Source organism: Mycobacterium sp., from assembly GCF_025933915.1.
Classification (GTDB): Bacteria; Actinomycetota; Actinomycetes; order Mycobacteriales; family Mycobacteriaceae; genus Mycobacterium.
The window spans coordinates 1-5,957 of record NZ_JAICZA010000223.1 but is presented as its reverse complement, the minus strand read 5'-3'; the positions used below and the strand labels follow the sequence as shown (position 1 = coordinate 5,957).

The 5,957-nt window shown below is 68.1% G+C and carries 7 protein-coding genes; 6 read left to right on the top strand and 1 reads right to left on the bottom strand.

From position 1 onward, the window contains the following. From Q0W90_RS22625 to Q0W90_RS22600, 6 genes are all read left to right on the top strand, one after another. On the top strand, nt 1-1,144 hold a 1,144-nt coding region (locus Q0W90_RS22625), incomplete at its 5' end, for a PPE domain-containing protein (RefSeq protein ID WP_297776753.1). Between the two features lie 155 nt (nt 1,145-1,299). Next, on the top strand, nt 1,300-2,703 hold the full coding sequence (locus Q0W90_RS22620) for a PPE family protein (RefSeq protein ID WP_297776752.1): 1,404 nt from the start codon (nt 1,300-1,302) through the stop codon (nt 2,701-2,703). Beyond that, a complete protein-coding gene (locus Q0W90_RS22615) occupies nt 2,700-3,017 on the top strand; it encodes a DUF732 domain-containing protein (protein WP_297597146.1) in 318 nt (105 codons plus the stop codon). Before Q0W90_RS22620 ends, Q0W90_RS22615 begins: the two co-directional genes overlap by 4 nt. 121 nt (nt 3,018-3,138) lie before the next feature. Next, a complete protein-coding gene (locus tag Q0W90_RS22610; protein ID WP_297597148.1) occupies nt 3,139-3,855 on the top strand; it encodes an MgtC/SapB family protein in 717 nt (238 codons plus the stop codon). 31 nt (nt 3,856-3,886) lie between these two features. Beyond that, on the top strand, nt 3,887-4,831 hold the full coding sequence (locus Q0W90_RS22605; RefSeq protein WP_297597149.1) for a sterol desaturase family protein: 945 nt from the start codon (nt 3,887-3,889) through the stop codon (nt 4,829-4,831). Between the two features lie 94 nt (nt 4,832-4,925). Continuing rightward, a complete protein-coding gene (locus Q0W90_RS22600; RefSeq protein ID WP_297597151.1) occupies nt 4,926-5,603 on the top strand; it encodes a hypothetical protein in 678 nt (225 codons plus the stop codon). Between the two features lie 53 nt (nt 5,604-5,656). Here the strand turns inward: Q0W90_RS22600 and Q0W90_RS22595 are convergent. Further along, nucleotides 5,657-5,957, bottom strand: a 301-nt coding sequence (locus Q0W90_RS22595) for a nitroreductase family deazaflavin-dependent oxidoreductase (protein ID WP_297776748.1), incomplete at its 5' end; no start/stop codon positions are given.

The following is a 5,957-nucleotide window of genomic DNA, read 5'->3' as shown; positions in this document are numbered from 1 at the left end:
GGGAGCCGAACTGCATTCCTTCGCGGCGGCCTACAGCTCGACGATCGCGGGCATGACCGTCGGGTCCTGGTTAGGGCCGGCGGCGGCGTCGATGAGCGCCGCGGTGGCGCCGTACCTGGCGTGGGCGACGGCGTCGGCGGCAAAGGCAGAGCAGACGGCGATGCAGGCCAAACTCGCTGCCGCAGCCTACGAAACCGCATTCGTGGCGATGGTGCCCCCGCCGGTGATCGCCGCGAACCGCAGCCTGTTGATGACTTTGATCGCCACCAACATCCTTGGGCAGAACACCGCGGCCATCGCGGCGACCGAAGCAGAGTATGCCGAAATGTGGGCCCAGGATGCCGTCGCGATGTACGCGTACGCCGGCTCATCGGCAGCGGCCACACAGCTGACACCGTTCACCGAGCCACCGCCGACCACCGATTCATCCGGGGCGGCAAGGCAATCCGCGGCGGTCGCGCAAAGCGCCGCGTCGGACATCGGTTCTGAACTGCCTGCGCTGATCAACGTGACACCCACGATGCTGCAGGGCCTGGCGGCTGCCCCTTCGGCGGCGGCAGCGACGCCGGCGGCGTCGATCATCGAGGCGATTTACCCGATCACGGCCGCGCTACGGCCGTTTTTTGCCGCCGTCACCGGCGCTTACAGCCCCATCGGGGCACTCATCGTGCCCGGGGGCTGGTTCCTGTTTGCCCTCCAGCCCTTAGGTGTCGCCCAAAACGTGCCGGGCGTCGCCGAATTGCTCGGCGGCGGCAAGGACATCGCCGGGGGGCTGTCGCCGCTGGCGCCGCTGCGGGGCGGCTATGTCTCCGCGGTGACACCGGACGCCGCAGGCGTGGCGGGGTCGATGGGCCGGGCCACCCTGGTCGGTTCGCTGTCGGTGCCGCAGGGCTGGGCCGCGGCCGCCCCCGTGATGAAGACGGTCGCCTCGGTGCTGCCAGGCGCGAGTTTGGGGGCCGTCCCGGCGATTTCCGCGACGTCGCAAGGGGCCATGTTCGGCGAGATGGCCATGGCGAGCCTGGCCGGGCGCGCGCTGGCCGGCGCCGGTGTGCGCACCGTCGCCAATGGCACCACCGGCGTCGCCGCGCCGGCGTCCGACGGTGTCGCCACCACCGCCACCATCATCGTGGTGCCGGCGGATTGAGGGGCCTGTGACGTGACGGCTGAAATCACAGTGATCCGACGGAAACGCGGAGGACAACCGATGTCTTTGGTGTCTGCACAACCGGAATCGTTGGCGAGTCGCGAGATGTTTGCCAGCGGTCGTTCGTACGCTGCCGGCGCACGAAAGGCGAGGCCATGAACTTCGCGTTCCAGCCACCCGAAATCACCTCCGGTCGGATGTACACGGGCCCGGGGGCGGGCCCGATGTTGACGGCCGCCGCCGCGTGGGACGTGTTGGCGGCCGAGCTGCAGTCGACGGCGTCGTCCTACGGTGCGATCGTCGAGGGGCTGGCCAACGAGGCGTGGGCCGGCCCGTCGGCGGTCGCCATGGCCGCCGCGGCGGCGCCCTACGTGGCATGGATGTCGGAGACCTCGGCGCAGGCCAAGGCGGCAGCCGTGCAAGCCACCGCGGCGGCGGGCGCCTACGAGAGCGCCTTCGCGGCGGTGGTGCCGCCGACCGAGATCGCGACCAATCGCACGCGGCTGGCGATGTTGTTGGCGACCAACGCTTTCGGGCAGAACACCGCCGCGATCGCCGCCACCGAGGCCGAATACGGGGAGATGTGGGCGCAGGACGCCGCCGCGATGTTCGGCTATGCCAGCGCGTCGGCGGCCGCCACGCGACTGGCACCGTTCACCGAGCCGCCGCAGACCACCAACGAAGCGGGGATCGCCGCGCAGGCGGCCGCGGTCGGCGAGGCCAGCAGTCTGGCAAGCGGCACCGGTGCGGCCGCGAACGCTGCGGCGCCCCCGTCCAACATCTTCACGCAGCTACTCGAGGCCATCGGCAATGCTTCGCGCGGCTACATGGACTTTTGGGACCAGGTGCTCAACAACCTCACGGGGTCACCGTTGGCCGGGACGACGTGGCAGAACACCTTCGGGATCCTGGCCGACATCGGCCGGTTCAACACGGTAGCCAGCGAAGCCCTGGCCCCGTTCAACCTTGCCATGACCGAGTTCAAGATGTTCTACAACCTGCCGGTTGAGGGCGTGGAAGTCCCGAAGTCCGCGTTGGGTGCCGGGCTCGGGTTGCGGTCGGCCGGCGCCGGGCTGACCAGCGCGGCATCGGCGGGCATGGGGGAGGCGAACGTGGTGGGCAAATTGTCGGTGCCACCGACCTGGGCGTCGGCGACCCCGGCAATCAGGCTGGCCAGCGGGCTGGCGCCGACCGCCAGCCTGGGCGTGGCGCCGGCGGCCGGGATCCCGGGAACGATAGTCGGGCAGATGGCCCTGGGAAGTCTGACCGGAGGCGCACTGGGCGCTGTCGCGCCCCAAGTCGTGAGCGGGAGGGGCGTCCGGGCGCACGCCGGCGGTGGGAAGAAGACCGCCGAGCCCGTCAAACTCGACGACGTCATCGCGAAGCTGCAAAAGCAACCGGAGGCCGTGCAGCACTGGAATGTCGACAAGGACGGGCTTGACACTCTGCTCGACCAGCTGTCGAAAAAGCCCGGGATCCACGCGGTGCACGTGTCCAACGGAGACAAACCCAAGGTGACCTTGCCCGACGCCCAGCTCGGAAAGGCGGGAACGGCATGAGACTCCTCCTTGCGCTGCTGGGCGCTTTCGGCGTGCTCATGGTCGCGGCGCCCGCGCACGCCGAGCCCGAGGGCGACGACGCGGCGTTCCTGGCCAACCTCAGCAACTCCGGCATCACTTACAGCAACCCCATTCAAGTCATCACGTCGGCCAAAGCGGTGTGCGGGTTGATGGGCAGGGGCGAAACGGGCTTGCAGGTGGTCAGCGACATCAAGGCTCAGAACCCCGGGATGACGATGGACGCCGCGGCCAAGTTCGCGGCGCTCGCATCGAGCACCTATTGCCCCCGCCACCTGACGCCCAAAGCCGGTTAGCCTAAGACTCGCCGCGTGCGGGGGATGCTCCCGACGTCAGCGGTGCGGTTGGGCTCCACTTGCCGTTAACCCGGATCTGGTTGGCTCCCTTCGCCGTCGTGCAACCGGGAAGGAGTGTGTCGTGGAGACGCTGAGCGCGGTCGATTTTGTGCTCCGCCTGGGCGTCGGCGTGGGCTGCGGCGCCCTCATCGGCCTGGAACGGCAGTGGCGGGCTCGTCGGGCCGGCCTGCGCACCAACGCGCTCGTCGCCGGAGGCGCAACCCTGTTCGTCCTGTACGCGGCGGCCACCTCGGATTCCAGCCCCACCCGGGTCGCGTCCTATGTGGTGTCCGGTATCGGCTTCCTGGGTGGTGGGGTGATCCTGCGGGAGGGGGTCAACGTCCGGGGCCTCAACACGGCGGCCACCCTGTGGTGCTCGGCGGCGATCGGCGTGCTGGCCGCGTCCGGGCACCTGGTATTCGCGTTGATCGGCACCGGCACGGTCATCGGCATTCACCTGCTGGGGCGCCCGCTCGGCCGGTTGATCGACCGCGACAACAGCGCCGAGGAAGACGAAAGCCTGCTGCCCTATCTGGTGCAGGTCGTCTGCCGTACCAAGCACGAGAAGTACGCGCGCGCTCAGATCGTCCAGCATGCCGGCGGCAATGACATCACGCTCCGGGGGATCCACACCGGGCACCCGACCGGCGACGAGATCACCTTGACCGCTCACTTGTTGATGAACGGTGACGCCCCGACCCGGCTGGAGCGGCTGGTGTCGGAGCTATCCCTGCTGCCGGGAGTCCGCGCGGTGCAGTGGTATGCGGGAGACGAACTGCAGTCCGACGATCGTCGCTGAGCATCGCGGCGCTCGTCGTAGTCTTATCTCTGTGAGTGCGCTCTCCGGCTTCCTGTCCGCCTTGCCCCCGCAGATGCGGGATCCGGTGCTGTTCGCCATTCCGTTCTTCCTGTTGCTGCTGACCCTCGAATGGACGGCGGCCCGCAAGCTGGAACACCTCACAACCGATGCCGGCGACGCCGCGCGGCCCGCTTCGGGGGCGCACCGCACCCGCGACTCGCTGACCAGCATCTCGATGGGGCTGGTTTCGGTCGCCACCACCGCCGGCTGGAAGACCCTGGCCCTGCTCGGCTACGCCGCGATCTATGCCTACCTGGCGCCGTGGCACCTGTCGCCGACCCATTGGTACACCTGGGTGATCGCAATCCTCGGCGTTGACCTGCTTTACTACGCCTATCACCGGATCGCTCACCGGGTGCGGTTGATCTGGGCGACGCACCAGGCCCACCACTCCAGCGAGTACTACAACTTCGCCACCGCGCTGCGCCAGAAATGGAACAACAGCGGCGAGGTCTTGATGTGGGTTCCATTGCCGCTGTTGGGAATTCCACCGTGGATGGTGTTCTTCAGTTTCTCGGTGAACTTGATCTACCAGTTCTGGATCCACACCGAGCGGATCGACAAGCTGCCGCGGCCGTTCGAGTTCGTCTTCAACACGCCGTCGCACCACCGGGTGCACCACGGAATGGACAAGGTGTACCTCGACAAAAACTACGGCGGCATCTTCATCATCTGGGACCGGCTCTTCGGCACCTTCCAGCCCGAGCTGTTCCGGCCGCACTACGGCCTGACGAAGCAGGTGGACACCTTCAACATCTGGAAGCTGCAGACCCGCGAATACGTCTCGATCGTCCGCGACTGGCGATCGGCAACCCGACTCAGGGACCGGTTGGGCTACGTCTTCGGGCCGCCCGGCTGGGCGCCGCGCGCGGCCGATCAAACCGGCACCGCGGCCTCGCTCGTGACCTCTCTGTAACATCCGCGCTGCCCGGCGCGAAAAGCTGAACGTGGAGGGCGGTTACGCCGTAACCTCGACCTCCCGTCGGTGTCCGCCCGATGGATCGGAGTTCATGGTGCATCGCCTGGCAAGGCGCGCGCTCGTCGCGTCGGTTACTGTCGCAGCGCTCGGCCCCTTCCTGCCGGCCGCGCCGGCCAGAGCCGACGTCGCGGTGTATCCGGGCATGGAAATACGTCAGGACAACCGCGTCTGCACGTTGGGATACGTCGACCCCGCCCTGAAAATCGCGTTCACCGCGGGACACTGCCGCGCCGGGTCTGGGGTGGTCACGGATCGTGGCGGCACCGTCATCGGCCGTCTGGCGGCCTTCCGGGACAACACCCCCAGCGGGACGACGGTGTCCACCAGCCAGGTGATCAGCGACTACGAAGCGATCGTGCTGGACAACGGCGTCACGGCGAACAACATCCTGCCGAGCGGCCGTCCGTTGGTCTCGGATCCTGCGCCGGCGCTCACGCCCGGGCAGCCGGTCTGTCACTACGGGGTGATCACCGGAGAAACCTGCGGCACCGTGCAGAGCGTGAACAACGGCTGGTTCACGATGTCCAACGGCGTGCAGAGCCACAACGGGGACTCCGGTGGGCCGGTGTACTTGGCGCCCAGCGGCGGCCCGGGACAGCTCGTCGGCATCTTCAACAGCGTGTGGGGGGACTTTCCGGCGGCGGTGTCGTGGCGTGCCACGTCGGAGGAGGCTCGCCAAGATCTCGGCGCGGGCGACAATGCCCGTTAGAAAGCCCGTTAGAAAGCCCGTTAGAAGACCGGTAGAAGACCGGTAGGTTTCCGTCAGCCCGCCTTGGTCAGCGCGAACACCGGGATCGTGGGTGCCGCAGCGCGGAACTTCTCGTCGGTGCTGTCCGGCGTCAGCCCCGCGACGTAATCCTTGACCTGCCAGTACCACCGGGCGAGATAACGCCTCAGCAGCTCGGGCTTGGCCTCGTCGTCGACCTCGGTGGCCCGAACGCGCTGCCGGTGCCAGCGCGGACCCATCTCGACGACGGCCGCCGCCCGGACATTGCGCGCCCACTGGGTGTTGCCGCGTGGCGAGACCAGGTAGTCCACGCCGTCGACCGTCAGCAGGTTGATC

What these genes read in the sequence shown, in the direction of transcription:
- Q0W90_RS22600 (WP_297597151.1), top strand. Translation starts at nt 4,926, where the DNA reads ATGGTGCATCGCCTGGCAAGGCGCGCGCTCGTCGCGTCGGTTACTGTC.
- Q0W90_RS22620 (WP_297776752.1), top strand. Translation starts at nt 1,300, where the DNA reads ATGAACTTCGCGTTCCAGCCACCCGAAATCACCTCCGGTCGGATGTAC.
- Q0W90_RS22615 (WP_297597146.1), top strand. Translation starts at nt 2,700, where the DNA reads ATGAGACTCCTCCTTGCGCTGCTGGGCGCTTTCGGCGTGCTCATGGTC.